The following is a 378-nucleotide window of genomic DNA, read 5'->3' on the forward strand; positions in this document are numbered from 1 at the left end:
CTAGATATATTAAAGNNNGAAAAATAGAGAATTGGAATATTTTAAGAGAATTTATATCAAAAACAGCAATATTTATTGCATATATTTTTCTACCAGAAACATTAAAAGTAAAGGATCCATTAAGTGGATATTTTTTAATAAAGAACAGATCTCTTAAATAATTTTAATGTTTCTGACCCATTTAGTTATAAGGTTCTATTAGTTAATATTAGTAAAAGTAAATTATAATAAATTAATAGACAATTCCATATACATTTGAAGAAAGAAAACATGGAAAATCTAAATTGGGCAAAAAAGTAATTTTTTCATATTTAAAGCAGGTTTTCTTATTATTTAATATTTCTCAATTTATAAAGTTCTATTTAGTAGGATTATCTG

It is taken from the genome of Candidatus Nanopusillus massiliensis, assembly GCF_920984865.1.